Annotated in this window: 27 protein-coding genes; 15 read left to right on the forward strand and 12 right to left on the reverse strand. The window is 65.1% G+C overall.

Annotated features, from left to right (window positions below; translation table 11 throughout):
* Positions 1-214: 214 nt before the first annotated feature.
* Positions 215-1,219 carry a type I glyceraldehyde-3-phosphate dehydrogenase gene (gap, locus tag ACY9XZ_RS07785; protein WP_463456470.1) on the reverse strand — a complete coding sequence of 335 codons (1,005 nt, stop codon included), beginning with the start codon at positions 1,217-1,219 and terminating at the stop codon, positions 215-217.
* Between the two features lie 188 nt (positions 1,220-1,407).
* Here gap and ACY9XZ_RS07790 point away from each other — a divergent pair, with 188 nt between their 5' ends.
* Complete coding sequence (locus ACY9XZ_RS07790; protein ID WP_463456471.1) at positions 1,408-1,794, forward strand: Hsp20/alpha crystallin family protein; 387 nt, start codon at positions 1,408-1,410, stop codon at positions 1,792-1,794.
* Between the two features lie 56 nt (positions 1,795-1,850).
* On the opposite strand, the gene ACY9XZ_RS07795 is transcribed toward ACY9XZ_RS07790, so the two are convergent.
* Positions 1,851-2,714, reverse strand: coding sequence for an ATP-grasp domain-containing protein (locus tag ACY9XZ_RS07795; protein WP_463456472.1), 864 nt, complete (start codon positions 2,712-2,714; stop codon positions 1,851-1,853).
* 188 nt (positions 2,715-2,902) lie between these two features.
* On the opposite strand from ACY9XZ_RS07795, the gene ACY9XZ_RS07800 reads away from it, so the two are divergent.
* On the forward strand, positions 2,903-3,334 hold the full coding sequence (locus tag ACY9XZ_RS07800) for a universal stress protein (RefSeq protein ID WP_463456473.1): 432 nt from the start codon (positions 2,903-2,905) through the stop codon (positions 3,332-3,334).
* A gap of 54 nt (positions 3,335-3,388) precedes the next feature.
* On the opposite strand, the gene ACY9XZ_RS07805 is transcribed toward ACY9XZ_RS07800, so the two are convergent.
* Together ACY9XZ_RS07805 and ACY9XZ_RS07810 are read right to left on the reverse strand one after the other, a co-directional pair.
* The gene (locus tag ACY9XZ_RS07805) at positions 3,389-3,586 is read right to left on the reverse strand and encodes a hypothetical protein (RefSeq protein ID WP_463456474.1); all 198 of its coding nucleotides are present in this window, start codon (positions 3,584-3,586) and stop codon (positions 3,389-3,391) included.
* A 249-nt stretch (positions 3,587-3,835) separates the two neighbouring features.
* Entirely contained in the window at positions 3,836-4,369 is a 534-nt protein-coding gene (locus ACY9XZ_RS07810) for a 50S ribosomal protein L16 (protein ID WP_007189393.1), read from the reverse strand.
* 221 nt (positions 4,370-4,590) lie between these two features.
* Between ACY9XZ_RS07810 and ACY9XZ_RS07815 the strand changes: the two genes are divergently transcribed.
* Together ACY9XZ_RS07815 and ACY9XZ_RS07820 are read left to right on the forward strand one after the other, a co-directional pair.
* Complete coding sequence (locus ACY9XZ_RS07815; protein ID WP_463456475.1) at positions 4,591-5,589, forward strand: glutathione S-transferase family protein; 999 nt, start codon at positions 4,591-4,593, stop codon at positions 5,587-5,589.
* A gap of 77 nt (positions 5,590-5,666) precedes the next feature.
* Positions 5,667-6,170, forward strand: a complete 504-nt coding sequence (locus tag ACY9XZ_RS07820; RefSeq protein WP_463456476.1) for a type IV pilin domain-containing protein — start codon at positions 5,667-5,669, stop codon at positions 6,168-6,170.
* Positions 6,171-6,211: 41 nt separating this feature from the next.
* Here ACY9XZ_RS07820 and ACY9XZ_RS07825 read toward each other — a convergent pair whose 3' ends face one another.
* Entirely contained in the window at positions 6,212-7,264 is a 1,053-nt protein-coding gene (locus ACY9XZ_RS07825; protein WP_463456477.1) for a TrmB family transcriptional regulator, read from the reverse strand.
* 174 nt (positions 7,265-7,438) lie between these two features.
* Here ACY9XZ_RS07825 and ACY9XZ_RS07830 point away from each other — a divergent pair, with 174 nt between their 5' ends.
* The gene (locus ACY9XZ_RS07830) at positions 7,439-9,457 is read left to right on the forward strand and encodes a glycoside hydrolase family 15 protein (protein WP_463456478.1); all 2,019 of its coding nucleotides are present in this window, start codon (positions 7,439-7,441) and stop codon (positions 9,455-9,457) included.
* 133 nt (positions 9,458-9,590) lie between these two features.
* On the opposite strand, the gene ACY9XZ_RS07835 is transcribed toward ACY9XZ_RS07830, so the two are convergent.
* Both ACY9XZ_RS07835 and ACY9XZ_RS07840 read right to left on the reverse strand, forming a co-directional pair.
* Positions 9,591-10,757, reverse strand: a complete 1,167-nt coding sequence (locus ACY9XZ_RS07835; protein WP_463456479.1) for an ABC transporter ATP-binding protein — start codon at positions 10,755-10,757, stop codon at positions 9,591-9,593.
* A 99-nt stretch (positions 10,758-10,856) separates the two neighbouring features.
* A complete protein-coding gene (locus ACY9XZ_RS07840) occupies positions 10,857-12,950 on the reverse strand; it encodes an alpha-amylase family glycosyl hydrolase (RefSeq protein ID WP_463456480.1) in 2,094 nt (697 codons plus the stop codon).
* Between the two features lie 212 nt (positions 12,951-13,162).
* Between ACY9XZ_RS07840 and ACY9XZ_RS07845 the strand changes: the two genes are divergently transcribed.
* From ACY9XZ_RS07845 to ACY9XZ_RS07855, 3 genes are read left to right on the forward strand one after another with little or no spacing between them, the layout of a single operon-like run.
* Positions 13,163-14,443 carry an extracellular solute-binding protein gene (locus ACY9XZ_RS07845; protein ID WP_463456481.1) on the forward strand — a complete coding sequence of 427 codons (1,281 nt, stop codon included), beginning with the start codon at positions 13,163-13,165 and terminating at the stop codon, positions 14,441-14,443.
* 9 nt (positions 14,444-14,452) lie between these two features.
* A complete protein-coding gene (locus ACY9XZ_RS07850) occupies positions 14,453-15,415 on the forward strand; it encodes a carbohydrate ABC transporter permease (protein ID WP_463456482.1) in 963 nt (320 codons plus the stop codon).
* Positions 15,415-16,494: a sugar ABC transporter permease gene (locus ACY9XZ_RS07855; RefSeq protein ID WP_463456483.1), complete on the forward strand. Its 1,080-nt coding sequence runs from the start codon at positions 15,415-15,417 to the stop codon at positions 16,492-16,494. Before ACY9XZ_RS07850 ends, ACY9XZ_RS07855 begins: the two co-directional genes overlap by 1 nt.
* Here ACY9XZ_RS07855 and ACY9XZ_RS07860 read toward each other — a convergent pair.
* Both ACY9XZ_RS07860 and ACY9XZ_RS07865 read right to left on the reverse strand, forming a co-directional pair.
* Positions 16,491-17,093 (reverse strand): DUF4864 domain-containing protein, encoded by a 603-nt coding sequence (locus ACY9XZ_RS07860; protein ID WP_463456484.1) that lies wholly within the window; start codon positions 17,091-17,093, stop codon positions 16,491-16,493. The genes ACY9XZ_RS07855 and ACY9XZ_RS07860 overlap by 4 nt on opposite strands.
* A gap of 65 nt (positions 17,094-17,158) precedes the next feature.
* Positions 17,159-17,881 (reverse strand): sugar phosphate nucleotidyltransferase, encoded by a 723-nt coding sequence (locus tag ACY9XZ_RS07865; protein WP_463456485.1) that lies wholly within the window; start codon positions 17,879-17,881, stop codon positions 17,159-17,161.
* A 75-nt stretch (positions 17,882-17,956) separates the two neighbouring features.
* Between ACY9XZ_RS07865 and ACY9XZ_RS07870 the strand changes: the two genes are divergently transcribed.
* The 3 genes from ACY9XZ_RS07870 (at position 17,957) to ACY9XZ_RS07880 (ending at position 19,209) form a co-directional block, all read left to right on the forward strand.
* Positions 17,957-18,115 (forward strand): hypothetical protein, encoded by a 159-nt coding sequence (locus tag ACY9XZ_RS07870; RefSeq protein WP_463456486.1) that lies wholly within the window; start codon positions 17,957-17,959, stop codon positions 18,113-18,115.
* A gap of 41 nt (positions 18,116-18,156) precedes the next feature.
* A complete protein-coding gene (locus ACY9XZ_RS07875) occupies positions 18,157-18,342 on the forward strand; it encodes a hypothetical protein (protein ID WP_463456487.1) in 186 nt (61 codons plus the stop codon).
* Between the two features lie 126 nt (positions 18,343-18,468).
* On the forward strand, positions 18,469-19,209 hold the full coding sequence (locus tag ACY9XZ_RS07880; protein WP_463456488.1) for a DUF429 domain-containing protein: 741 nt from the start codon (positions 18,469-18,471) through the stop codon (positions 19,207-19,209).
* Between the two features lie 128 nt (positions 19,210-19,337).
* On the opposite strand, the gene ACY9XZ_RS07885 is transcribed toward ACY9XZ_RS07880, so the two are convergent.
* Positions 19,338-19,532: a cold-shock protein gene (locus tag ACY9XZ_RS07885; protein ID WP_004515391.1), complete on the reverse strand. Its 195-nt coding sequence runs from the start codon at positions 19,530-19,532 to the stop codon at positions 19,338-19,340.
* Between the two features lie 2 nt (positions 19,533-19,534).
* On the reverse strand, positions 19,535-19,729 hold the full coding sequence (locus tag ACY9XZ_RS07890; protein WP_004515390.1) for a cold-shock protein: 195 nt from the start codon (positions 19,727-19,729) through the stop codon (positions 19,535-19,537).
* A gap of 222 nt (positions 19,730-19,951) precedes the next feature.
* Here ACY9XZ_RS07890 and ACY9XZ_RS07895 point away from each other — a divergent pair, with 222 nt between their 5' ends.
* Together ACY9XZ_RS07895 and ACY9XZ_RS07900 are read left to right on the forward strand one after the other, a co-directional pair.
* Positions 19,952-21,148 carry an ATP-binding protein gene (locus ACY9XZ_RS07895; RefSeq protein WP_463456489.1) on the forward strand — a complete coding sequence of 399 codons (1,197 nt, stop codon included), beginning with the start codon at positions 19,952-19,954 and terminating at the stop codon, positions 21,146-21,148.
* A 52-nt stretch (positions 21,149-21,200) separates the two neighbouring features.
* Entirely contained in the window at positions 21,201-21,728 is a 528-nt protein-coding gene (locus tag ACY9XZ_RS07900; RefSeq protein ID WP_463456490.1) for a hypothetical protein, read from the forward strand.
* Here the strand turns inward: ACY9XZ_RS07900 and ACY9XZ_RS07905 are convergent.
* Positions 21,720-24,785 (reverse strand): FAD-binding and (Fe-S)-binding domain-containing protein, encoded by a 3,066-nt coding sequence (locus tag ACY9XZ_RS07905; RefSeq protein WP_463456491.1) that lies wholly within the window; start codon positions 24,783-24,785, stop codon positions 21,720-21,722. The genes ACY9XZ_RS07900 and ACY9XZ_RS07905 overlap by 9 nt on opposite strands.
* Before the next feature lie 222 nt (positions 24,786-25,007).
* Here ACY9XZ_RS07905 and ACY9XZ_RS07910 point away from each other — a divergent pair, with 222 nt between their 5' ends.
* Complete coding sequence (locus ACY9XZ_RS07910) at positions 25,008-25,508, forward strand: Hsp20/alpha crystallin family protein (RefSeq protein WP_463456492.1); 501 nt, start codon at positions 25,008-25,010, stop codon at positions 25,506-25,508.
* A 127-nt stretch (positions 25,509-25,635) separates the two neighbouring features.
* Positions 25,636-26,304 (forward strand): class I SAM-dependent methyltransferase, encoded by a 669-nt coding sequence (locus tag ACY9XZ_RS07915; protein WP_463456493.1) that lies wholly within the window; start codon positions 25,636-25,638, stop codon positions 26,302-26,304.
* Positions 26,305-26,309 lie beyond the last annotated feature (5 nt).

Below are 26,309 nucleotides of genomic sequence, written 5' to 3' on the forward strand. Positions count from 1 at the left end.
GAAGGGATGGGGTGGGGGTCCCTCGTCCGCCGTTCCCAACTGCGGGTCACGGGCTGTCGACTGCGGATACGGCTGACTGCGCCGACACACAGAGCCTGCCAGTCGTGTGGGGCTGATTCACACTCTGTGTGTATTCGAGCGTTTTGCGAACGATCAGTATAAATTTTTCTGCTGTTGCGACCAGTTTCTGAACGAAACGGCTGGTCGACGACGACTACTCTGTGATGTACTCGGCCACGTCGAGCATCCGGTTCGAGAAGCCGTACTCGTTGTCGTACCAGGTGAGGATCTTCGTCATTCCGGAGACGATATTCGTCGACTGCAGGTCGACCTGCGTGGAGTAGGGGTCCCCGAGGATGTCAGAGGAGACGACGTTGTCGCTCGTGACGCCCAGCACGCCTTCGAGTTCGCCGGCGGCGGCCTCTTCGAAGGCGGCGTTGACGTCGCTCTCCGTCACCTCTTCGTCGAGGTCGACGACGAACTCGGTGATGGAGCCGTTGGGTACCGGGACGCGGATGGCCATCCCGTCGAGCTTGCCCTCGAGCTCGGGCAGGACCTCGGTCGTCGCCTGCGCAGCACCGGTCGAGGTCGGAATGATGTTCTCGGCGGCCGCGCGGCGACGGCGGGGCTTGCCGTTCGGGCCGTCCATCAGGTTCTGGGAGCCGGTGTAGGCGTGGACGGTCGTCAGCTGGCCGGCGTTGATGCCGAACTCCTCGTCCAGTACCTTGGCGACCGGCGTGATGGAGTTGGTCGTACAGGAAGCATTCGAGACGACGTCTTCGCCGTCGTACTCGTCGTGGTTGACGCCGTAGACGAGCTGTTTGACCGGCTCGTCGCCCTTCGGCGGCGCGGAGATGAGGACCTTGTCGGCCCCGGCATCGAGGTGCTGGCTCGCGTCCTCCTTGGTGCGGAAGATGCCGGTCGCCTCGAAGGCCACGTCCACGTCGAGGTCGTCCCACGGGAGCTGTGTGGGGTCGGTCTCGTGGAAGACGCCCGCCTCGAAGTCGGTGCCCTCGACCGTGAGGACGCCGTCGTCGACGCTTGCCCCTTCGAGTTCACCCATGACGGTGTCGTACTGGGCGAAGTAGTCGATCTCCGAATCGTCCATTACGTCGTTGATACCGACGATTTCGACGTCGTCGTTGTGTAACGATGCGCGGAATACGTTGCGGCCGATACGGCCGAAGCCGTTGAGGCCGACGCGAACTGGCTCACTCATTGGTGTCTAGAGAGGCACTCGGTCAGTGTAAAGTGTTTTCGGATCTGTTGTAAATTTGTGTTTGTTTATGCGCGTTCGAGCACGAACGATTAATAGTGACAGTGACTCCTCGCTTGACGACACCACTGAGACGGATACTGGACTGGTCCGAAGGCTTTTGAAACGGACGGACGTACTGACCGGTAGGAATGAGACGCGATGACAGTGACGACCCGTTCGACGAGTTCTTCCGGGAAATAGAGCGGATGATGGACGAGATGATGGGGGCCGAAGGCGACGTCCACATCGACCGGGACGCCGGTGGCGGTGGGGCTGACCTCCACGTCGACGTTCACGAAACCGACGAGGAGATCCGAGTCGTCGCCGACGTTCCGGGCGTCGACAAGGACGCGATCGACCTCAAATGCGACGGCTCTGTCCTCACGATCAACGCCGAGAGCCCGGAGCGCGAGTACCACGAGCGACTGACGCTGCCGACCCGCGTCGACGAACACTCCGCCGCCGCGACGTACAACAACGGCATCCTCGAAGTCACCTTCGACCCCGAAGAGGACTCCGCCGACATCGAACTGTAGCGCGCCCTCGCTTTCTGTGGGACTCACTGTTCCGCTACGGCGCCCGCGCTTCCGAACTACCGCTCCGCCGTTTGCCGTATCAACGCCGCCAGATCGTCCCAGAAGCCGTCCTCGTACTTCGTCGCCGAGTCGATGGTCGGCCGGGCGTTCGTCTCGTTGACGACTGCGCGGTCCCCGGTCACTAGCAAGTCGACGCCCAGATACGGAATCTCCAGCGTCTCGGCCGCGTCTTCGGCCAGCTCGCGCAACTCAGACGGCAGTTCTTTCCCCTTGGCTTCGGCCCCGCGATGGACATTGTGCTTCCACCGGCCCCGCTCGCGGCTCGCTTCGGGGAGGCGGCGCTCGACCGCGCCGACGTACTCGCCGTCGACGACCATCACGCGGTAGTCGGCGGCGTCGGGGAGGTACTCCTGGACGAGAAACGACTGGTCGCCGACCGCGCGGTAGTCGTGGACCAGATCCAGGTAGTCGACGATGCCGAGAAACGAATCCAGGTCGTGGGCCGTCGTCACGCCGACGCCCCGCGTCGTCGAGTTCGGCTTGACGACCACCGGCGGGTCGAAGCGCTCGAAGGCCGCGGTCAGCTCGGCCTCGCTCGCCGGGTTCGATACGACGACGGTCTCGGGGACGGGGATATCCGCCCGGCCCAACCGCGCCAGCACGTCGGCCTTGTTCCGCGAGCGGAGGATGGCCTCGCGGTCGTTGACCCACGGTACGTCCAGCATGGCATCGGCGACCGCCCCCTCCATGATTCGAGAGGGATAGACGAAGCCAACGTCGTACTCGTCGAAGGGGCTCTCCTCGAGCGGCAGCGTCCGCTCGGCCGTCTCGACGTGGCCCACCTCGATGTCACGGGCCGAAAGCGGGGCCTGCATCCGCTCGAAGGTCTCGGCGTTCGTGGCGACGGCCAGCCTGTGCATGGCTTTCAGTTGTCTTGGAGGGATAAAACACGCTCGCAGCCACCCTCGGCAGCCCGTGGTCGGGCCCTACTGTGCGTCGTGTACTCACCGTTGCCGGCCACAGAATAGCGGTGTATAATGAATGGATGCGAAATTATTAGAGAAATTACCGGATAAATACTAAGTGAATTGGGGAATATAGATTACATATGTACGACGACATCCTCTTTCCGACCGACGGGAGTGACGGGGCGGACGAGGCGCTTTCACACGCGCTCGAACTGGCGGAGACGCACGGCTCCACGATTCACGTGCTCTCTGTCGTCGATTCGACGTATCTCGGGAGCGCAGCAGCGGAAGCAACGACTATCGAATCACTGCAGGCGCGGACCGAGCAGGTCGTCGACGAGACAGTCGACGATATCACTGCCCACGGCGCGGGCGTCGTCGCCGAGCGCCGAATGGGCGACCCGTACGAGGAAATCATCGACTACGCCGAGACCGAAGGCGTCGACATGATCGTCATGGGCACCCACGGCCGGAGCGGCCTGGACCGGTTTCTGCTGGGGAGCGTCACCGAGAAGGTCGTCCGGACGGCGGACGCGCCGGTGTTGACGGTCCGACTGTCCGACGAGGCGTAGCGGAGCGACTGCTGTCAGCCCCGGTCCGTGTGGCGCGGTGAGTCACCACATAGCTCACTCGCCGCCGCGCCCTCGCTGGAGCGCCCACAGTACGAGGAGGACACCCTCGACGCGGGCGGCGCTGTACACCCACGGGCGCAGGTCTATCTCGTCGCCGTTCGTCGCCGCGAGCCCCATCCAGAAGTCAACGACCTTCCGGGGCCAGAGCAGTTCGAGGACACCGAGGGCCAGGAGTACGGCTCGGGGTACCATACTTGCTGGTACGCGGAACGGGTGCAAGAACATTGTGGGTAGTGGTATCATGGGTCAAGAAGTGTGCCCGAGTGTATGGGTTCGCGATCGAGACACGGCCCAGCATCCTACGGAGCGGCGCGGAAAACACGGCTGAGGGCGCGAGTTGCGGCCGTCTCGCCCTGCGAACGGCGAGCGAACACTGGTGACGTACGCGACCAGCAGGTCTTCGTCGCGTTCTGCGAACGGCCAGAAGTCGTTTTGACCGATTTACGCGATCAGCAGTTCTTCGCCGCGTTCGACCTTGATGCGGCAAGAGGGCGTGATCTTGTTGTAGGCGCGGCGGAACGCTTCCTTGACGTGCTCCGCATCCTCGACGTTGCAGTAGGCGGTGAACAGCTGCTCGCCGGCCTGGACGCGGGCGGCGGTGCCGACGATCTTCCCGAAGGCGGCGCGCATCCCGTCGGAGACACGGTCGGCCCCGGCACCGGTCGCCTGCTTGTTCTCGCGCAGGACCTGGTGGGGGAACTTCCGCAGCGTCATCTTGTAGTCACCCTCTTCGCCGAGCTCCTTGATGAGGTGGCGGTTGGCCGACAGACGGGAGGCCTCCAGCGAGCCGTGGCGGAGCTGGACAGTCTCTTCGACGATGAGGCTGATCTGGACGGGGTAGTCGTCGGCGTCCTTCTGTTTGCGGCCCATCTTGTGCTGTGCGATCTTCGAACCGGGAATGCCCGTAATGTATTCGCGTCGGGTGTACGCGGGCTTGTCGATGTCCCGGTACATTGAGGCGGGTTTGTCCGACATAGGTACTCTTGGAGAATACGTCGCCGAGCGGCCCAATAAGGGCTTCGAACCCGCCCGGCGGCATGTCTCGGTGTCCCACACAGCCGCGAACGCCCGCAAACTGACCGTGGCTGTGGTGGCTGGAGCACCGTTCTCGGTTGTGCGGACGGCGGTCCGTACTGTTCCGGTAACACCGCTGTCACCGCGCTCTTTTACGCTTTGCACGCGTACAAACACTACCCATGAACATGCTCGTCGACGGCGAGTGGCGGACCGACGCGTACGAAACCACGAACGAGGACGGAGCCTTCGACCGGCAGGACACGACCTTCCGGGACAGGGTCGAGGACGACCCCGACGCTCGGTTCCAGCCCGAGGCCGGCCGGTATCACCTGTACGCCTGCCGGGCCTGTCCGTGGGCCCACCGGATTCTGGTCGCCCGGAAGCTGCTGGGGCTCGAAGACGCCATCACCGTCGACTACGTCGACCCGTTCCGTGCCGAGGACGGCTGGCAGTTCACGCCCGACAAAGAGGGCTGTACGCCGGATACGGTCAACGGGTCGGACTACCTCCGCGAGGTCTACGTCGAAGCCGACCCCGACGCGACCTGTCGCGTGACGGTGCCGGTGCTGTGGGACAAGCAGGAAGAGACCATCGTCAACAACGAGTCCAAGGAGATCCTCCGGATGCTCGACACGGAGTTCGACGACGTGTCGACCAACGACGTTGACCTCTACCCCGAGGGCTACCAGGACGAGGTCGACCGAATCATCGACGACATCTACGAACCGATCAACAACGGCGTCTATCGCTGTGGCTTCGCGAACAGTCAGTCGGCCTACGACGAGGCCGCCGAGGAGCTGTTCGACGCGCTGGACCACTGGGACGCCGTGCTCGAAGACCAGCGCTTCCTCGCCGGCGACCGCCTGACCGAGGCGGACATCTGCATGTTCACGACGCTGGTGCGCTTCGACGAGGTGTACCACACCCACTTCATGTGCAACCACAAGCTCATCCGCGAGTACGACAACCTCTGGCCGTACCTCCGGGACCTCTATCAGCTCCCCGGCGTCGCCGAGACGGTCGATATGGACCACATCACGGAGCACTACTACACCACCCACCCCGACGTGAGCCCGAAGCGCATCGTTCCGATGGGTCCCGACCCCGACTTCGAGGCCGATCACGACCGGGACGAACTGCCGGGTGACCTCCCAGAGACGCTCTTCCCGACGGCGTAACCGGGCGTCTCGCCGTCGGATATCGAACGCTGAGTCGACGCTGTGTCTTTTATATACCCAGTTCTCACTTGCGTGTAATGAATCGGGTGTGGGAGCGAAATCGGGGGCTCAGTCCGGTCATCGGCGTCGTCATCCTGATCGGCATTACCGCGATTCTCGCCGCAACTATCGGCGTGTTCGCGCTCGGATTCAGCGAGCAACAGCCCACGCAGGCCCCCCAGGTCGCTATCGTGGCCGACTACAGCGAGCGGACCGCTGGCAACGGGGAATATCTGAATCTCAGCTTCGAAAGCGGCGAGACCGTCTACAGGGACAACCTCACGGTCGTTGTGTCGGGGGCGAAAAGCTCCGACGGAACCGCCGCGACGCTGGACACCGACCCGGTACGGGCACAGGCCCCGACGCGGATTACGTCGGGCACCCGGGTTTCGATACACCAGGGACAGTTCACCGGCATCAATAGCGGGGAGCACCTGGACCTGAGCGACGCGACGCTTCGCCTCGTCTGGAACCCGGCAGACGAACCGGAGTCTGAAACGTACGTCATCTATCGGTGGCCGGACCCGAGCCAGCGCAACTGACACCGCCGGTTGTTCTGGCCCCGCCGACGGGGCGTCCCGCCTCACTCGGCCAGCGAGAGCGTGACCGCGTCGGTCTCGTAGTCCTCGATGAACGATCCGGAGCCGCCAAGCGAGACAGTCCGGTCGCCGATGTCGACGACCAGCGTGTGTTCGATGGGGTAGGAGTTGGTCTCTGGCTCGGCCACCCCCTGTTTCGTCTCGACGATGGTCCCTTCGATAGTGGTGATGTCGTCGTCGGCCTGGACAGCCCGCACTTCCGCGGAGACGTGGACGTCGTGGCCGGCGCGCAGGTGGAGCGTCGCCTGGAGGACGGCGTGGCGGAAGTCGTGGTAAGTCGCCGGGAGCGTGGCCGGGTCGGTGACGCTCACCTCGGTGGCCATCAGCCAGTAGTTCCCGAGGAACGACCCCGACAGCACTGGGACGAGCTGTTGCTGGACGAAGGCGATGGCCCGCTGATCGGAGTTGGTGCGCGTCACCATCTCGGCCGGGGAGACGAGGCCGAACTGGGCGTCGACGGTGAGCATGATCGGCATCGCCCGGTCCCAGGACCGGATGACGGAGGCCAGCCCGGTCAGCTCCTCGGCGCGCAGGTCGTCGGCGCTGCTGACGACCAGCATGACGAGCACGCCGCGGTCGACGGCCGCCGCCAGTTCCTCCGATATCTCGGGGAGGTACTGCTGGGGAACCGACAGCATGATCTCCCGTTCCGCGTTTCGGATGTACTCCGTGAGCCGTTTGATGACCGTCACCCGCGACTTGATGACGTCGAACTGCTGGGGTTCCCGCGCGCTCGCCGAGTATCTGGAATCGAGCGCCCCGCCCATCTCTTCGAGTTGGTCGGTCAGGGCGTCGATGACTTCCTCGGGCGGCCGGGCGCGGATCGTCGTCGGCACGACGTGGTCGTTGACCTCGACGAACCCGCGGTCTTCGAGCGATTCGCTGATGCTGTAGACGTACCGTTTGGAGACGCCGGTGTCGTCGGCTATTTCGCTGGCCGTGGCCTCGCCGCTGCCGAGGATCGACAGGTACGTGTCGACTTCCTTCTCCGACAGGCCCAGTTGCCCCAGCCTGTCCCTGAGAGTCGAGTCGTCCATCTGTTCACATCTGGTAACGGCGGCGGATAACTGTGTTTCGGTGCTGTGTAGCCGTCAGCACCCTCGAAGTCGCCGCCACGGGGGCGTGCCGCCGACTGTCTCGCCACAGTCAGTTATAAGAATGAAAAACTATTACACCATATTTTATATCCCCTGCAGTGGTGTCTCTCTCCAATGACGCTCCGGACGGCACTTAACGACTTCAAACGGACGCGGGACCGCCGCCACCAGTTCCCGGGAGAGTTCCGCTCGACGACGGGGGTTTTCTCCGGATTCGACAGTCGATTGGTACACGTTGACAGCGACGGCTCATTACGGGACTACTCCTATCCGCTGTGTGGGCTCACGGGGATCGACCGCTCGCGGTTCGGCGTCGAAACGGGTTCGACGACGTGGTTCAGCGCCGACGCCGACCAGCGGTATCGCGGCGACGCCGGTGTCGTCGAGACGGTCCACGACTGCGGCGGTTGGGCTGTCGTCCAGACGGACTGTACCATCGAACAGGCTCACGTCACTCGGTTCGAACTCCGCGGCGACGCGCCCGCCGACGTGTCGCTGCGGGCGTTCGTCGATTTCGCACCTGATGGGCGGGACGGCCAACAGAGCCTGTTGATGCACGGAAACACCGTCGAGGCCTACCATCGCTCCGAACACGATTTCGTCGGCGTCTCTACCGAACTCGACACTATCGAGGGCCAGATCCCCGAGCGGTTCCCCGAACTCGTCGACGACGACCCGGTTTCGTTCCCCCGAGCGACCGGGGAGCGCCGGTACGAGGACACGACGCTGACCGCCGGGGTCCTGTTGTCCGCGCCGTTCGTCGACGGTAGCGTCACGCTGACGACTCTGTTGACGGACACGGCTGACACCGACCGCGACGCGGCGCTGTCGACCATTGACCGCCTCGTGAGCGACCACTTCACCCCGGAGACACTGCTCGAAGTGGGCGGGGCACAGCATCGATGGAGCGTGCCCGCGGATATGCCGAGTCGCGAGAGCGTCGTCGCCGACCTCCGGGTCCTCTCGCTGCTTTCGGCCGCGAACGGGGCCAGAATCGCCGCGCCCGACTTCGACCCGTACTACGTCACCTCCGGCGGCTACGGCTACACCTGGTTCCGCGACGACGCCGAGATCTCGTCGTTCGTGCTCGAAGCCGACGAGACCTTCGACCTCGGATTGGCGTCGTGGCACCAGCGCTCCGCCGATTTCTACTGTCGCACCCAGCAACCGGACGGCAGTTGGCCCCACCGGGTCTGGCCCGGCGACGAAACGCTCGCCCCGGGCTGGGCGAACGCCCGGCTCGAAAGCGGCTCTGACGCCGACTATCAGGCCGACCAGACCGCGAGCGTCACCAGCTTCCTGGCGACGTATCTCCGGACCGGCGAGCCAGCCGACCCGGAACGCATCGAAGCCACGCTTGGACGCGCCGTCGAGAGCATCGACGACACGCTGGCCGATGACGGCCTCCCCATAGCCTGCCAGAACGCCTGGGAGAACATGCAGGGCCGGTTCACGCATACCGCCGCGACCCTCCTGCACGCCTACGCATCCGTCGCCCGCGCACCCGTTTGTGCAACTCTCCGGGACCATGCCCGGTCACAGGCCAAAACAGTCCTGTCGGCGCTCGACACGCTATGGACTGGTGACCGCTACGCCCTCCGTGAACACGACGGGGCCATCGACGACCGACTGGACTCCGCGACGCTGGCCCTCCCTGAAGCCTGTCGCGTGGCCGCCGGGGCTGTCGACCTGCCGACTGAGACCCGCGAACGGCTCCGGACCCACGTCGAGACGACGCTCGACGGGCTGGAGCGGGACACCGGCGATATCCGCGGGCTCGTCCGCTTCGAGGGCGACGACTGGCGACGCGGCTCGCAGGACCGTGAGAAAATCTGGACCGTCTCGACGGCGTGGGGGGCGAACGGGGCCGCCCAACTGGGCGCGCTCCTGCGTGACGCCGACGACAGTCGAGCGGCGGCGGCCTACGCCCGGTCCCGGGACCTGTTGAGTGAGATCCTTCCCGGTGGCTCGCTCGTCCAGTCCAGCGGCTACCTCCCCGAGCAACTGTTCGACGACGGCACGCCGGACTGTGGCACGCCGCTTGGCTGGCCCCACGCACTCCGGCTAGCGACGGTCGCCCACCTCGCTGACGCCGGGGAGCTCACCACCGAGCCGCTGCGCGTCCGCGAGTAACGTTGCTGAGCCACTGGGAATCCGCGAGTAATCCATTTATCCGGGCCCCACTGCTCGCAGCTCGAAACGGTAGGAACTGTATAATTGGTCGAAAACAGCGACTACGACCGGGACCGGACCATTGACTGCTTCCCTACTGCGGCGTTGCGACAGGCGCGTCCTCGCCGGCCGTAACCGTCTCACCGGTCTCCGGGTCGAACAGGTGGACGGCGGATTCGTCGAACGACACCTGCACACGGTCGCCGATGGCCGGCTCCACGTCGGTGCTCACCCTGGCGATGAAGTCCGGCGCACCGTCGCCCTCAAACCCGGTTTTCGACTCGCCCAGGTCGAGATAGAGGTAGTTGTCGCTGCCGACGGGTTCGAGTACGTCGACCGTCGCCGGGACGGCGTTCTGGTCGCCGCCATCGCTGACGGAGACGTGTTCTGGCCGGACCCCCAGCACGTAGGAGCCGCGCTGGATATCGCCGAAAGAACTGGCGCGGCCGCCCGTGAGATCATAGGCGAAGTCGTCGTTCGCGCCGGTGAGCCGCACGCCGTCGCCGAGTGGCTCCGCGGTCACGTCGAGGAAGTTCATCGAGGGCGAGCCGACGAAGCCGCCGACGAACTGGTTCGTCGGATTGTTATACACCGTCTTCGGCCGGCCGGCCTGCTGGAGTTGCCCGTCGTTGAGGATGACGATGCGGTCGCCCATCGTCATCGCCTCCTCCTGGTCGTGGGTGACGTAGACGGCCGTGATCCCGAGTTCCTCCTGCAGGCGCTGGATCTCCGTCCGCATCGTCGTCCGGAGCTTCGCGTCGAGGTTGCTGAGCGGCTCGTCGAAGAGGAACACGTCGGGCTCGCGGACGATAGCGCGCCCGAGCGCGACCCGCTGTTTCTGGCCGCCCGAGAGCTGGTCCGGCGTGTCATCGAGCAAGTCGCCGATACCCATCATCTCGGCCGTCTCGGTGACCCGCTTTTCGCGCTCCTCCTTCGAGAGGTCAGTGCTCATCCGGAGGCCAAACGCCATGTTTTGCCGGATCGACTTGTGCGGGTACAGCGCGTAGTTCTGGAACACCATCGCCACGTCGCGCTTGCGGGCGTGAACGTCCGTCACGTCCTCGTCGCCGATGCGGATGCGCCCGCTCGTCGGCCGCTCAAGCCCGGCAATCATCCGCAACGTCGTCGATTTCCCACACCCCGACGGGCCGACCACCGTAACGAACTCCCCGTCGTCGATGGACAGATCGATGTCGTCGACCGCCACGATGGAGCCACCGTCGAACTCCTTGCGGAGACCGTCTAGTTCGAGACTCGCCATTACACGAAGTCTCACACCCCTCGATAATAAGTTTGATGGGATTTTTCATAGAAGTTTGTACAACCACGGATACACTGAGGATCGTGAAACGGAGGGTCGTCAGCTATCGGTCGCCGGTACCACGACGAGATCTCCGACCTCGACCGTTTCGCCGTCGATCAGGTCGCCGCTGAGAAGGTCGGTGTCTCCCACTGGGGTATCGAGCGACACTGTTGCCGTCCCGTCGCCAAAGTACAGAAGGACTACCAGCGTCTCGTTTCCGTCCGTGCGCTCGTAGGCGACAATCCTGTCCGCATCGCCCGTCTCGACGGTGTGGGAAACGGGGCGGACCGCTGGCGCGCGCAACGCGGCGTGGTCCGCTCGCAGCTCCACCAGTCGTCGGTGGAAGTCGGTCAGCGCGTTGTCGCCGTCGTGCCAGCGCATCGTCCCGCGCTGCTTTTCGACGCCACGCTCCTGCCCGGCGTATATCATCGGCGTTCCGGGGAGCGTGAACGTGGCTCCGACAGCCGCCCGCAGTGACGCCTCTCCGCACTCGTTGAGGTAGCGGTCCTCGTCGTGGTTGTCGACGTATCGCATGTGGCCGGCGCGGTCGGGGTAGCCGTGCTCGACCGCGGCGTCGAGCGCCCCGAACAGCGCCGACGCGGGTTCCTCGCCGGTCCCGATGTCGCGGAGCGCGTCGAACAGGTCCGTGTCGTAGTGGAGATCGAATTCGTTTTCGGCGAAGGCGGCATCGCGCGGGACCGTCTCGTCCAGCAGCAAGAATCCGGGATCGTCGGCTTTCACCCGCTCCCGAACCTCTTTCCAGAACCCGTGTGGTACACCCCAGGCCACGTCACAGCGGAACCCGTCGACAACGTCATGCCACTCCGCGACCACGTCGAGCATCCAGCGCCGGACGGCGAGCGAATCGTAGTTGAGATTCGGGATCCGCGTCCAGTTGAAGTAGTGCCCCGGCGCGTCCTCACCCGCCCAGTCGATGTCAGAGACGTCCTGTGACGCCGGGATCCGCTCGTAGTAGTCGGCGTACTCGGGGACGCCGGCCCGGTGGAGCTGGAAGGCCGGGTGGTCCCGCGAGCTGTGGTTGATGACCAGGTCGAAGACCACGCGGATATCGGCCTCGTGGAGCCGGTCGACCAGCGATTCGAACTCCTCGCGCGTCCCCAGGTCCGCAGCGGTGTCGAAGAAGTCCGTGATGTGGTAGCCGTGCCGGGTCGGACTCGCCTGGACGGGCGTGAGCCACACCACGTCGACGCCCAGCGACTCGATGTACGGGACCCGCCGCTCGATGGCCTCGAAGGTGGTGTTGACGGTCTCGCCGGCGAACGACCGGACGAATATCTCGTAGATGGTGGCGTCGCCGACCCAGGCCGGCGGATCGGCCGGCCGCGAGACGGTCACTGTGTCGTCTGCGGCGACATCTTCGGTCCCGTCGCCCCGTTCCACGACCAGCGTGTCCGCGACGCTGTGACGCTCGGCGACGGCGACCGCGTGAATCCGGGCCGTCTCCGGCAGCGCTTCGCGTGGCACTTTGAGTTCGTCGCCGTCGATGGTCACGGCCGACTCCGCTAACGCGTCGCGGCCGTCGAGATAGAATTCGATGTCCGGCTCCCTCCCCGACGGAGCCGCGCGGGCGTCCGCCGAGACGACGAGGTCCCCGTCCACCGTCCTGCCGGTGAGTTCGACCCGCGGCCGGCCGGGACCTTCGATAGTGACCTCGTCGGTCGCGGTCGACTCGAAGGAGCCGTCGAAGCTGAAGATGGCGTGGTGGGTTCCCGGCGGCAGGTCGGTCTCGATGACCCACTCGTCGCCCTCGCGCTCGGCCCAGTGTGTCCCCATCGTGAAATCGTTGAACTTCCCGATGACAATGGCACGGTCGGCAACGGCGAGGGCATCGGTGTCGCCGTCGTGCCCGAAGTCCTCTTCGGTGACGCTGAACCGGGCTGTCTCGGTGACGCCCGGGAACGCCCGGACGACCTGCTCGTGTGTCCCGTCCGGGGCGGTTAGCTCGGCCCGGTAGACGCCGGGCGTGTCGGGTTCGAGGTGACAGACTGGACCGTCGCCAAGTGTCGCCGTGCTCGATTCCGGTCGTTCGACCAGCCGCCACTCGGCAGTCATGTCGGGGTCGGGCTGGCGCGGTGCCAGTTCGACCGATTCGCCGACGGTAAGGAACCGCGGCGGACCTGGGTGATGCATACGCCTACGGTGCGGGGTTGGTGCCGTGAGTGTTACGCTTCCAGTTGAATTTGAGAATGACTATTACCTCATTTATGCCGCGTTGTTCGACATCGTTGCAACCGACACACAGCGGCGCTATCACAGGCCGATCCCAGGAATCTATCATCATTGTCTCCTTCTATTTCCGAATGATTTAAGTTGTGAAAGACTATTTCATCCTATATCTATCCATGACAATGGAACGACGGGCGGTGCTCAAACGGATCGGCGGTGTCGGGGCGGCTGCGGCCTTGGCTGGCTGTAGCGTGCAAGAGCAGGGCAGCGGCGGCTCGGAGGGGGGAACGGCAACCGGCAACGGTTCGGGCGATGGGTCCGGCAGCGGGAGCCAGCAGTCCGGCGGGATCGCAACAGCGTGGTATCAGCTTCAAGATTCGGAGATGCCAGCCCGTGAGGCCGCAATCGAGACCTTCGAGAGCGAGACGGAGTTCGGCGTCGAGGGGTCGGACATCTCCGACATGGAAAAGAAGACCACGAGCGCGATTCCGGCGGGCCAGGGGCCGGAGATCTTCGAGTGGGCACACGACTGGGTCGGCGACTACTACCAGCGGGAGTTCGTCGTCGACCAGTCCGACGACCTCTCCGTGAGCCTCGACCAGTTCACGGACGCCGCCGCCTCCGCCGTCCAGTTCGACGACGCCGTCGTCGGCCTCCCGCACTCGGCGGAGACGGTGACGCTCATCTACAACGCGGACATCGTCGACGAAGCGCCCGAGACCGTCGACGACATGGTAGCGGCGATGGAGGAGTACCACGACCCGGGTAGCAGCCAGTACGGCCTCGCTTCGCCCTTCGTTCCGTACTTTACGAGCGGCTGGATCCAGGCTTTCGGCGGCTACATCTTCGACCCGAACCGGGATCCAGCGCTCGGCCTGGATGCCGACGAAGCCATCGACGGACTCCAGTTCGCGCTCGACACTCTCCGTCCGTATATGCCGGACGACCCGACCTACGAACCGCAGGCCGCGACGTTCTCGGAAGGGAACGCCGCCTTCGCGGTCAACGGCCCGTGGTATCTGGCGACGCTGAACCAGAACGACGTGAACTACGAAGTGGCGACGTTCCCTGCCATCGACGGCGGCGAGGTGACGCCGTACACCGGCATCTCGATGTGGTACTTCGCGGACGCAATGAGCGAGGGCGGGGCCGACGCCACGGCCGCTCGGAACTTCGTCGAGTGGTTCGCCACCAACGAGGACCACGCGACGCGACTCGCCGAGGAGCAGGGCGCGATCCCGGTGCTCGACAGCCTCGTCGGCAGCGACGAACTCCCGGACCACGTCCAGACGTACTCCCAGACCGTCAGCCAGGGGGTCCCGATGCCGACCGACCCGCGCATGAACAAGGTGTGGTCGCCGCTGGAGAACGCTCTCATCGAGGCGTTCAACGGCGATGCGAGCGCCGAGGATGCGCTGACGACCGCCGCCGAGGAAATCCGCAGTAACTGGGGGTGAGAAACGCCCATGAGCACGGTTTCACGAGCGGCGGACCGCATCGAGTCGGTCCCGTTTCTGACGCGGGACGACGCGTCGTTACTGCTGGTGCTTCCGGGACTGTTCGTCTTCTCGGCGTTCATGCTGTTCCCGGTCTTCTATCTGCTCGGCATCTCCTTTACCAACGCCGAACCGGCGAACCTGTTCGCTGGCGAGGGCGTCGTCGCCGTGCTCACGTTCGGCGACGCGCTGTTTGTCGGGCTAGAGAACTACGCCGACGTGCTGACCGACGGCCAGTTCTGGAACTCCTTCGGGATCACCTGGCTGTTCGTCGCCACGAGCGTCACGCTCAAAATCGGGGCGAGCCTGGCTATCGCGCTCGTCGTGACCAGCGAGCTCGTCCGTGGCAAGCGCGTCCTGCGCGCGCTCATCATCTTCCCGATGGGACTGCCGCCGATTTTCACCATCACCGTGTGGCGCGGCATCTTCAGCTCCGCCGAGTTCGGGCTGATGAACCAACTACTGACCGCGTTCGGAGCGAGTTCGGTCGCGTGGCTGTCGGGCCGCTGGACCGCCTTCGTCGCGTACAACGTCACGGAGGCGTGGCTGGCGTACCCGTTCATGGTCATCATCACCGTCAGCGCGCTGCAGGACGTGCCCGATGAGCTCCACGAGGCGGCCGTCGTCGACGGCGCGGGCTTTCTCGCACGCTTTGCCCACATCACGCTCCCGTCGATCAAACGCCCGGTGCTGTTCGCGTCCATCCTGACCTCGGCGGCGTCGTTCCAGCAGTTCCTCATCCCGTTCGTGTTCAACCAGGGCGGCCCGGCGCGGGCGAACGAACTCATCGTCGTCTACGGGTACCGTGAGGCGCTGTCGTTCCAGCAGTACGGCCGCGGGGCGGCGATCAGCATCATCGCGCTCGTGTTCATCGGCGCGTTCATGTGGCTCAACGTCAAGAAAGGCAAGCTCGCCGACGGGGTGAACGACTGATGCTGCTCGGCGCAATCGTACGGAAACTCTCCGAGGACGCGAAAAGGGTCGCCACGATGCCCGCACGGACGGTCCGCAAGTGGTCCTACACCGTGCAGGCGGTTCGTCGGGGCGAGCTGCCCGCCTCGGAAGTTCTGAAGGTCATCCTCTCGACTATCGGGGCGACGCTGGTGGTGCTGGCACTCCTCTTTCCCATCTACTGGATTCTGATGGCGGCCCTCTCCGGCTCCGGAAGCTCGCTGTACACCTCCGAGAGCTTCTCGCTGCTCCCGTCTGACCCGACGATACAGCCGTTCATCTGGGTTATCGGTGATCTCATCGTCCCGTCGTACACGATCTCAGCGGCCATTCCGTTCACCGACCTCGCCTTCGTGTTCCAGACGCCGGGCGTCGAGATTCTCGACGCCTCCGACTACGGCGTCGACCGCCCGTCGGAGTTCAAGCGCTTCCTCTGGAACAGCCTCATGGTGGCGATCCCCACCGTGCTGATCGCGATGTCGCTCATCGTTCCGGCGGCCTATGCGCTCTCGCGGCGAAAGTTCCTCTTCCGCCGGAAGATCTTGTTCGTCTACGTCCTGATGACGCAGGTCGGTGGTGGCCTGGGGGTCGCCCTGCTCATCGGGATGTACGCGCTGTACGTCCAGTTCGGTATCAACGACAGCAAGCTGGCGCTTGCGGTGTACTACGCCGCGACTGCCGTCCCGTTCAACACCTGGCTGCTGAAGACGTACATGGACGGTATCCCGGTCTCCTACGAGGAGGCCGCCGTCGTCGATGGCGCGCCCCCATGGCGCGTGGTGACGGAGGTCATCATCCCGATGTCGACGGCCGGGCTGGCGACGGTGTTCATCTTCGTCTTCCTTACCGGATGGACGGAGTTCGTCGTCGCCCAGACGCTGCTGGGGACGGAGAACTACACGCTGCCGGTCGGCCTCTACGCCATGGTCGACGAGTACTCCATCCCGTGGGCGCGCTTCTCCGCGTTCGCGCTCACTTTCGCCTCGCCGATCATGCTGGCGTATCTGTTCGCCCAGCGCTACATCGAGGGCGGCCTCTCCTTCAGCGGGATGGAAGGCTAGGCCGGCGCGACGCCCGCCGTCATCCAGCAGCCCTCGTAGGACGCTTCGGACTGCTTTTCGACCGTCCACCGGTAGCTCGTCGTCGTCCCGTTCGCGTCGACGACCGTCACCGGCTGTGACGCGGTGTCGCCGTCCCGTTCCAGCGGCCCGTACCGCACCCCCGTCGCGTTCAGCAGCGGCCCGAACCCGCTCTCGATAGTCCGGACGAAGTTCGAGTACGGTCCCGTCAGATCCCGGTTCGACGGCGACGCGAACTGCCAGGTCGTGTTGATCCCCTCGTTTGTCGCCGGATCGTTGTTCTGGAGCGCCAGCACCTGGATGTGGACGACCAGCCCTGGCGGGCGCTCGCAGTTCGGTCGCAGTTCGAGGACCCGCGGCTGTGTCACCGCCGACCGGTTGGCGTCGACGGAGACGTTCCCCCAGTACTCCCGCTCGGCCGCCGCCGATTCAACCGATTGTGTGTCCTCCGTAGGTACTTCGGCGGGCGTCACTGTCGCCTCGGACGCTGCCTGCCCGCCGCTTCCGAACAGTGCCCCACAGCCCGCCAGCGAGACGAGGACAGCGAGCACGACGAGTGCCAGCGGCCGAACGGTTGTCATACCCCTGTATTGGGGTGGAGTCCCTTCGGTGTTCTGTCGCTGCGTACCGGGCGTCGGTTCGCTCGTCAGCGGTCCACGCCCTCGCCGAGTCGGTCTTCGACCGCCTCGATGTCGCTCGGTTCGTTGACGTTGTGACACCAGCCGTCGAGTTCGACCGCCTCGACGCGGTGGCCTGCACTCAGCAACAGGTCGATTGCGTCGGGGAGTTCGTACTCACCTCGGTCAGAGGGCTGTGTCAGCGCGCAGGCGTGGCCGATGGCTGGTTCAAAGACGAAAAAGCCCCGCGTGACCAGCGTCGACGGCGGGGCCGACGGCTTCTCGACGAGGCCGGTCACCCGTCCGTCGTCGTCCGTCGTGACCACGCCGGTCTGCCGGGCCTCGGCCCGCGACACGTCCTCGACGAGTAGTGTCGCGCTGGCGTCGGTCTCGCGGTGGCGCTCAATCGCGTCGCTCAGGTTCGCCTGACAGACGTTGTCGCCGTTCAGCACGACGAAGGTTCCGTCGACGGCGGAGCGGGCCTGTTCGAGCGCGTGGGCCAGTCCCAACTGTTCGTGCTGCCGGACGTACGCTATCGGCGTGTCCCGGTACTGCTCGCCGTAGTGGGCCACGATGTCGTCGCCGCGGTAGCCGATGACGACGACCAGGCGGTCGACGCCGATAGAAAGCAGCGTGTCGAAACAATGTGTTAGCAGTGGTGTGCCGTCCACTTCGACCAGCCCTTTCGGTTTGTCGGCGGTCAGGGGTCGCATCCGCGTCCCTTCGCCGGCAGCGAGTACGACGCCGTCCATGTCCGGCCCCACGCTCGCGCCGGCTAAATGCCTGTGGGCGAGCGGCCTTTGGTTCTAGATCACCAATCCCGATGTATGGCCGAGGAGTGTGAGACCTGTGGGCGGTCGGTCACCGTCGACGAGGCGATCCGCCGGGAGACGTTCGGTGACCTCGACAGCGACCGCTGGCAGACGCTGTGCTGTCCGGACTGTGGTACACGGCTCCGGACTATCTTCGTCGGGCCGGACTCCTGACGGGGAAAGAGACAGGTGCCAGCAGCGTGTGACTCTGACGCATGGAAGACGAAGCGTGGCGCTCGGTCGAGATCATCCGGGATACTGACGGCGTGCCCCACGTCCTCCAGCAGAAGATGCTGGTGTACACCAGCGGCGTCTCCGAGGAATCGGCCGGCTACACGAAGCCGGCGATGGAACACCGGTTGGTACCGCTCGAGGATCTCACGAAGTTCGGGCGGTCGTAGGCAGTTCCGACACGTATCCGACCGCCGGGATCGTCGGGACTTCGACTGACAGCCCTGGGACTGGGACTATTCGGTCAGGAGACACCTCGGGATACATTTTTGCGCCCGTCCGACCGAGTATCGATAATGGCCGAACCGCTGTACGTCGGTGTCGACCGGAGCGACGAGTCCTGGGTCGCCGTCGCGTTCACCGGCGACGGCTTCGATCACGCGTCGGTGTTCGACGGGATCGGCGAGTGCTGGTCAGCCTACGACGAGCGCGCCCGCCGGATACTCGTAGGCGTCCCGATCGGACTCGTGGAGTCGGGCGAACCGGACCGCCGGTGTGACGAACTCGCCCGGTCGGTGCTCGGTGAACGGAGTGGGGCGGTTCGCACGCCGCCGGTGCGAGAGGCGACCCGGAAACAGCGCTACTCGACGGCCAACCGCGTTCACAAGCGCAAGAGCGGTGCGGAACTCTCCGAGCAGGCGTTTGCCCGCAGCGACAGCCTCGCCCGGATCGACGAACTCCTGCAGGAACTGCCCGAGGCCGCCGCGGTCATCCGGGAATCCCACCCGGAGGTCTGTTTCCGGGCCTTCGCCGGCGAGCCGCTCAGCTACTCGAAGCGCACTGCTGGGGGGTACGCCGAGCGGATGCGGATTCTCGCACACTACGACCGCGATGCCGCGCCGACAGTCCAGAAAGCCGCCGAAGCGACCGGTGGGACGGCGGTGGCCGTCCACGACGTGCTCGACGCCGTCGCGCTCGCATACACGGCCCAGCCCGGCGACGGAGAGCTATATACGTTGCCGCCCGAGCCGCCGCGGGACGGGGCAGGTCTCCCGATGGAGATCGTCTACCGGGCGGCGGCGCCACTGCTCGAATAATGCGTGTCCCAGCGAGCGCCATCGCTCGTCGTGAGTTATGTGCATGCCAGCGACACTGCCGTGTACGCTATGGTACACCGCGACCGCTGACAAGTGATTATAGTGCTAGACTGTAGACAGAAGCCGTCTTACAGTCGCGTGAGATTGGTCGCTCGCGGACCCTTGTCCGCTTGCTCGATGTCGAACTCGACTTCCTGCCCCTCTTCGAGGTCAGGGCCGCCGACGTCTTCCATGTGGAAGAAGACGTCTTCGTCCGCATCGTCGGTTTCGATGAAGCCGTAACCACCAGTGTCGTTGAAGAAGTCGACAGTGCCTTCCGCCATTGTTAGAGCCGTGTGACGTTGTTGGCGCGCGGACCCTTGTCCGCCTGCTCGATGTCAAATTCGAGCTCTTGTCCTTCCTCGAGGTCCGGGCCGCCGATGTCTTCCATGTGGAAGAAGACGTCTTCGTCCGCGTCCTCAGTGTCGATGAAACCGTAACCGCCAGTGTCGTTGAAGAAATCAACCGTTCCTTTCGCCATTGCAACCAAAGAGAAGCCAGCACCACGGATAACAGTGTCGGTACGACTATCGGGTGGCTAGCGGACCGAATCGACTGCAGTCTGGCGGTTATGCACTGTGTAACAGTGGCATGCCACACACGCCGCCGGAACTCCCATCTGGCTGTAGACTCCCCGATGATGTGTCCGGTTTACCGTCTCGCTAACCAAATATAATTAGACGCCTGAAACCGAGTCGTAACTATGTACCGTGGCGTGCGGGCCCGGCTCGCGCCCTGGCTGCTCGCTGGCTTCGGTCTCGCCCTCTCGGGTGCGGCCGTCGTCTGGCACCTCGGTCTCGAGACACAGCGCATCGGGCAACTCAGTGGCCCCGCGCTCGCACTGGTCCTCGACGGGCTACTCCCGCTGGCACTGGTGTATGGCAGCTATCGGCTCGTCTCGTCGTCGACGCCCGGAGCGCAGATCTGGACGGTTTTCGTCTGGAGCGTTGTCGGGAGTGTCGCGGTCGGGGCTATCATCGGATTGAGCGTCCCTATCCGCTCGATGGAGGGTCGAGCAATCGCCGAACCGGCGTTCGTCACTCTGTTGGCGATGGATACGGGCGCTGTCACGGGCCTCGTCGCGGGCACGCTTGCGGTTCGAGCCCGTCAGGACGCCAGCCGCGCGGCCCGAACCGCGAGCACGCTGTCGTTCGTCAACGACCTGTTCCGACACGATATCTCGAACGGACTGGTCGTCATCGACGGCCGGGCGACGATCATCCAGCGTAACGCCGACTCCGAGACAGTAGAGGCCGCGGCGGACGCGATCCATGAACAGGTGACCGAACTCGACAGTTTGGTCGACAATGCCGGGACCGTCGTCGAAACACTCGGCTCGGAGCCGGAGTTCGAGCCGATTGATATCGTCGGGATCGCCGAGACGGTGATCCAGCGAATCGAGCAAACACACACCGTCGCTATCGAGTTCCAAGCCCCGGACAGCGCGATGGCCTACGCCAACGAAGCCGCCCGCCCGATCCTCCGGAATCTCTTGGAAAACGCTGTCGAACACGGGACGCCGGCAGCCGAACTCGCCGCCGGGGGAACCGCGACAGACGGCTCCGTGTTACAGAACGACGCACAACGGGCAGGCACAAGCCGGCCGGCGGCAGACGGGGACGACCACCCATCAGTGCTCGTCGCGATCCGCGAGACCGACGACGCCGTCGAGGTCCACGTCGTCGACGACGGACCGGGGATTCCCGACGACCGGCGTTACAGCATCTTCGACCCGCGGGCGGGCGACACGCACGGCGGCGGGCTCCATCTCGTACAGACACTCGTCGAAAGCTTCGGGGGCGATATCTACCTCGCTGCCGGCACTGCCGGGGCTGACACAGCCGTCCCCGACTCCGGTCTCGACGGCGCGCATTTCGTCGTCGAACTCCCCAAGGCGTGACAGCTATCCGCACGACCGACGTTTCTTGACTGTGGCGGGCACAGTGGGGGGTATGTTCCCTCGCTTGCGTGCTCAGGGACCGGCCGTGCTCGTCCCGCTCGCCTGGACGGTCGTGGGACTGGCCCATCTCGATGCGGTCACTAACCACCCGGTGCTGGTCTTTCACGCCGTCGCCGCTGTCCTCATCGCTGCCTTCGCAGCCCTCTCGTGGGACGAGATGGAGACCGGTATCCTCCGGATCTGGCGCGATATCCTGCTCGTCGGACTCCTGTTGACCGTCGGTGGTATCGTCGGTCTGCTCTACTCCCCGCTCCGGGACCCGTTCCTGACGACGACGATACTGGGGTGGATGGTCGTTCCGGGAATCGGTCTCTACTACACCGGCAAGCGCGTTCCGGCGGGTCAGCGGGCGTACACGGTCGGGGCGGCGCTGAGCGGTATCGGTGCAGCGGTCTACGCCGGCGGGCTGTTCCCAGCGGCGCAATCCGCGCTGCTCGCCGGCATCGGGCTCGCGCTGGTCGGCCAGACGGTCGGCATCGTCCAAGCGGTCCGCCAGCCGGGCGAGACCGACTCAGGCTAGAGCTGCGTCGAGTTTCTCGACCGGGTGGGGTGGTTCGCCGTCGCTTTCGTCCCAGTCCTCTAGCTGGGTGCGACAGGACGCGCCGGGCGCGACGACGGTGTCGCCACGACTGTCCGCTATCTGGTCGAACAGTATCTCGCCGATGGCCTTGCTCATCGAGAAGTGCTCGGTCTCGTAGCCGAAGGAGCCGGCCATCCCGCAGCAGCCCGAATCGAGCGGGTCGACGTCGTAGCCGGCCCGCCGGAGGACGCCGACGGCGTGGTGGTCCTTCTTCGTCGCCTTCTGGTGGCAGTGCCCGTGGTAGGTCAGCGTCTCGCCCAGCGCATCCCAGTCGACCCCCTCGTCCAGCCGGAAGGTATCGAGGTACTCACAGACGCCGTAGGCGTTGGCCGCAAGCGTCTCCACGTCCGCGCCCGACAGCAGGTCCAGGTAGTCCGACTGGAACATCACGGCATCAGAGGGTTCGACCAGAACCACGTCCCAGCCCTCCTCGACAGCGGGAACGAGCGCGTCCACGTTCTCCCGCGCAGTGGCCCGGGACTGGTCCAGAAAGCCCTTCGAGTGAGCGGGTCGCCCGCTGTCGGTTCGGTTGGCGAGCCGGACGTGAACCCCTGCGGCTTCGAGGACACGGACGGCGGCTTTCCCGACCTCGGGGTGGCTGTAGTTCGTGTACGTGTCGGGAAACAGCAGCGCTTGCCGTTCGGCCTCCTCTGCCGGGACCTGCGGACCACGCTCGTCGAACCAGTCCTGCAGCGTCGTCCGCTGGAAGCTCGGTAGGGTGCGGTCCGGGGCGATACCGACCGTCTTTTCGAGGACGGTGCGGGCACCCGGCACCTTCGTCGCAAGGTTCGACAGCGGCGCGAACGTGCTGCCGAGACCGGCCAGCGCGTCGACGTTGGCGAATATTTTGTCGCGAAGGCTGGAGCCGTGTTCCTGATGATAGGCGTGGGTTACCTCCGCTTTGAGCTTCGCCATGTCGACCTCGCTCGGGCAGTCCTTCGCACACCCCTTGCAGCCGATACAGAGGTCGAGCACCTCGTGCATGAACTCCTCATCAGTGGGGTCGTCCGGAAGGTCACCGCTCATCGCCTGCCGGAGCATGTTCGCGCGGCCGCGGGTCGCGGTGATCTCTTCTTCTGAGGCGCGGTAGGTCGGACACATCACGCCGCCGGTGGTCTCCTGCGGGCCGCGACAGCCGCCACAGCCGTGACAGAGTTCGACCATCCCCTGCATCCCGTTGTCGTTGTCCCATTCCAGCGCGGCGTCGAAGCCCGCGTCGAACTCGTACTCGGGGTCGAAACGGAGATGCTCGGTCATGTCGACCGTGCGTGCTCGCTCGGGCTTCGCGCCGGATTCGATGTCGGCGGCGTCGACCCCGACGACCTGGCCGGGGTTGAGCAGCCAGTCGGGGTCGAACGTCGATTTCAGCCCCTGGAACGTCTTCCAGAGGTCCGGACCGTAGAGTTTCTTGTTCCACTGCGTGCGGGCGCGGCCGTCGCCGTGTTCGCCAGAGACGCTGCCCCCGTATTTGACCACGAGGTCGGTCACCGCATCGGCGATGGACTCCATCGTCTCGACACCCTCGACCGTCTTGGTGTTGATGAGCGGGCGGATGTGGAGCACGCCGGGGCCGGCGTGGGCGTAGAAGGAGGCGAAGGTGTCGTGGTCTTCGAGGATTTCCTGGAAGTCGGCGACGTACTCCGGTAGATTTTCCGGCGGGATAGCGGTGTCCTCGATGAACGAGCCGTGTTTCTCGTCGGTGGTTCGCGAGAGCAGTATCGGGAGGCCGGACTTGCGCATCTTCCAGAACTTCTCGCGCTTTGCCTCGTCGTGCGCTTCCATGGCGTTGAAGGCCCGAACCGGCGCATCGACAACGGTCCGTCCCGCCGTCGGCTCGGCGACCGAATCGACGCCCTCGGTCCGATCCGCCAGCAGGTCGGCGACCTTCCGCCGGCCGGCTTCCTCGTCGTCGGCGTAGAACTCCACGATGAGGACTGCACGGGTCCCGTCGGGCAACATGCCGACCACGTCCTCGAACTCGGCGGTGTCCCGGGCCAGGTCGATGAGCACGTCGTCCAGCACCTCCACGGCCGCCGGGTCGTGTTCGAGGATGTCGGCGACGTCTTCCATCGCCTCGATGAGCCCCTCGTAGGCGAGCAGGGCCATCGACTTGGTCTCGGGAATCGGCTCCAGGGACACCTCGGCCTCGGTGACGATGGCCAGCGTCCCTTCGCTGCCGGCCAGCAGTGACGCGACGTTGACGGTTCCGTCCTCTGCGTCTTCCAGAACCCAGTCGAGGTTGTACCCCGATACGTTGCGCTTCAGGTCGGGGTAGTGGCTGCGTATCTCCTCGCCCTCCTCGGCGAGTATCCGCTCGATTTCGGCGTAGATCCGGGCTTCGAGGTCGCCGTCGGGGTCCGCCCGGTCGCGCAGTTCCTCGCGGGTGACCTCGCCGAAGGTGGTGACGGTACCGTCCGCGAGAACGACTTCGCATTCCTCGATGTAGGCGTCCGTCTTGCCGTACTGCAGGGAGTGGGCCCCGGTGGAGTTGTTGCCGATAGCACCGCCGAGGACGCTCTTGTCGCCCCACGCGGGGTCCGGCGCGAACTTCAGCCCGTGCTCGGCCAGCTTCCCGTTCAGGTCGCCGAGCTTGATGCCCGGCTGTGCCCGCGCCCGCCGGTCGGACGGCCGGGATTCGACGAGGTCGTTCATGTACCGCGAGAAATCCAGCACGACGGCCTCGTTGACGGTCTGCCCGGCGAGGCTCGTCCCGCCGCCTCGGGGTAGGACCGGTATCTCGCGCCGGGCGCAGTAGGACATGACGGCGGCCACATCCTCGGTCGACCGCGGGTAGACGACACCGATAGGCAGTACCTCGTAGAGGCTGGCGTCGGTCGCGTACAACTGCCGGGAGTACTCGTCGAACCGGACCTCGCCATCGACGCGCGCCTGCAGGTCGTCGACGAGCCCCGACCGAGCGACGCTGTCGTTCTGGTAGTCGTAGTTCGATACCTCGTCGGCCGACGGGTCTGTTCGGGTGCCGGAATCGGTTGCCATGGTGTATTTCGTACCGTTCGCCCGGCCACCGACGGACCGGGCACTCGGCGGTTATCTATGGCTGTTCTAGCTGTACGCCTGTCAAAACAGTTCCGCTACGGTATCCCATCACGCACTTTCGATCCGGCTGTCTGCCGTCCGGCGTCCCGCGTTCAACTGCCCGACCGTGATAGCACGTGTTACGCAACTGTTACTACCTGTACTAGCGTATATAAGGTGATTATGACACACAGCAACGACCCGTTCGAGACGATGCTCCGACTCTTCGCCCAGACGCGACGGACAATGCTGGACGACAGTCCGAGCCACCTGATGGACACCAGTTCGCGCCGCCGGATGGACGACGGTTCGGAACGCCGCGCCGACCGACCGGCCTCGGACACGCCCCGAAGCCACCACCACCGCCACGGCATCGACACGAACCTCCACGTCGACGAGACCGACGACGGATACGCCGTGATGGTCGACCTCCCGGGCTTCGAGCGGGACGACCTCGTCGTCCGCTTCGAGGACGGCGTCCTCACCATCCAGGGCGAGAGCACGGTCGCCGAGGAGACCAGCGACGGCGCTCGCCGACACAGCCGCCGGGTCGCCGAACGCGTCACCGTCCCCGAGCCGGTCGTGGACGAGGACATCACCGCCACCTACCACAACGGCGTCCTCGAAATAACGCTGCCGCGCGCGGACGACGCTGACGACTCGCACCGAATCGATATCGAATAGGGTTCGCGGCCGTGGTTTATCAGGCTATTAATCTGTTATCACCAGCTGCTTACTTCCGTTATAAACGTCCTTACCCCCTCCATAGTCTCGTAGAGCCGCCGTCGACTGTACGTCATGAGGCCGTAACATGTCCGAAGCGACCTGGGACGTTCAGGACGGCGCTATCGTCGAGCGGCCGCGAAACGTCCGGAAACACCCGCTGTTGCACCGAATCTACGAGCGACACGACGCCCTGATCGCCGAGCAGCTTCCGGCCGGCCGGACACTGGAAATAGCGTTCGGCCAGCACATGCACCCCCGGGCCGATATCGGACTGGAAGGCTGGCCATCGAACGCCGAAACCGTTCACAAACCGGCGCTTGCTGGTGATGCCCGGGCGCTACCGTTTGCCGACGGCTCCTTCGACGCCGTCATCGGCCGTCGGTTCCTCCATCACGTTCCGCCCGCCGACCGCCCCGAAATCCTCCGGGAAACCGCCCGCGTGCTCCGCCCCGGCGGCTGCGTCGTCCTGCTCGAAGGGACGCCGGGGCTGTACCGGCGACTCACCAAGGGGGCCGCGTTCCGACTGGGCCTGCTGGAGGAAGACACCGACATCTACGGCCACCTCTCGGAAGACGCCGTCACCGACCTCGTCTCCGGCCCGTTCGACGTCGTCGAGAAACAGACGCTCGGCTCGCCGCTGATGCTCGCGAGCATCTCCGAGTCGGACGCGTCGGCGCGGCTCCTCGATCTCTACGAACGGACGCAGTTCGTCAAATGGTGGACGTTCGTGGTTGGTGAGCGGCCCGACCAGTGAGCGTC

The organism is Haloarcula sp. HT12 (assembly GCF_055271655.1).